At 55.6% G+C, this 1314-nt stretch carries 1 protein-coding gene and 1 pseudogene; both read right to left on the bottom strand.

Annotated elements, in window-relative coordinates; all coding sequences use genetic code 11:
- Window positions 1–162: pseudogene (locus NW837_RS07140) on the bottom strand (RNA-guided endonuclease TnpB family protein); the annotation flags it as partial.
- Between the two features lie 263 nt (window positions 163–425).
- Complete coding sequence (xth, locus tag NW837_RS07135; RefSeq protein WP_414330217.1) at window positions 426–1211, bottom strand: exodeoxyribonuclease III; 786 nt, start codon at window positions 1209–1211, stop codon at window positions 426–428.
- Window positions 1212–1314 lie beyond the last annotated feature (103 nt).

Raw genomic sequence — 1314 nt, 5'->3', positions numbered from 1 at the left:
ATAGCAAAGGGACTGGAGTTTGACTGCGTTGACTACTTTTTCTGGTGTGTTTTGGTTGACCCAGTTCAAGGCTTGGCCGAAGGCATCCAAGGTCGCGTCCAACTTTGCGGCTTGCGACTGGGCTACCTTGAGCTTGCAGGGGACGGTCAGGACTTGGGTCATAGTTCTATTGTAACCTCGCATTCCTCCCGGCACTGACCCTACGGGTACAGTGCGGGGCTCCTGCGATTTCTAGCTGAAAATTCTCGAAGAGGCCGCTCCATTTTAATTGGATGGCTGGTTGGTATGAGCTGTTATGGTCATTTAAACAGGAATGAAACATTTCCGCCTGGCTCCCCTCTTCCTCTGAGAGAAGGGGTGAAGGCAGTGGCAGGGAGCGTTTGGGGAGTGTCTCAACCTAGCTTGAAATGACTATAACAAGGCGCTTAAATATCCAGGGCAACAATGACAGGGGCATGATCGCTGGGTTTTTCGGCCCGCCGTGGCTCAACATCGATCCAGCAAGCGGTGGCTTTCTCCTGTAGCTCACGAGACAGATAATGATGATCAATGCGCCAGCCGCGATTCCTTTGAAACCCCCCCGAGCGATAGTCCCACCAGCTAAAATGGCCGGGATCGGGGGTGAACTTGCGAAACGCATCCTCAAACCCCAAAGCCAAGATCTCCCGCAGGGCTTGTCGCTCCGGTTCGGAAGCCATGATTTCTCCCGCTTTTTGGGGATCATAAATATCCCGATCTTCCAGGGCAATGTTAAAGTCCCCGCAGAGCAGGATGGGATCCCCTTGGCTCAGGGCAACGGCGAGGTAATCCTTCAGCGTGGCCAGCCAACGCAATTTGTAGGCGTATTTTTCCGATCCCACCTCAGAACCGTTGGGCACATAAAGGTTGAGAATACGGATCCCGCGGTAGATGGCGCTCATCAGCCGCTTTTGCTCGTCCAAATCTGCCGCCGCAGGCAACAGCGCACCAAACCCCCGTTCTACTTTTTCCGGGGGATCCCGGCTGATCAGAGCCACACCGTTGTAGGACTTTTGCCCGTAGACCTCCACATGAAAGCCCCGCTCCTGAAAGGCCGCCCGGGGAAAGTCTTCATCCACCACCTTAGTCTCCTGCAGGCAGAGCACATCCAGGGATCCCTGGCTGTCCAGCCAAGCCAAAACCTGAGGCAGCCGGGTGCGAATGGAGTTGACATTCCAGGTAGCCACTTGCATGAGGGATCCCGCTCACTCCACCAAGGCTCTTCCTCGGATTTGGGCCAGCCGCTCCGCATCCAGCACCTCCCCCTCGGTGTAGTAGCCGGCAGCTTTTTTGGCC

This window comes from Synechococcus sp. R6-10, assembly GCF_047461815.1.
In the GTDB taxonomy this organism is placed as follows: Bacteria; Cyanobacteriota; Cyanobacteriia; order Thermostichales; family Thermostichaceae; genus Thermostichus.
The sequence above is the reverse complement of the archived record's forward strand: the minus strand, read 5'-3'. Positions and strand labels throughout refer to the sequence as shown.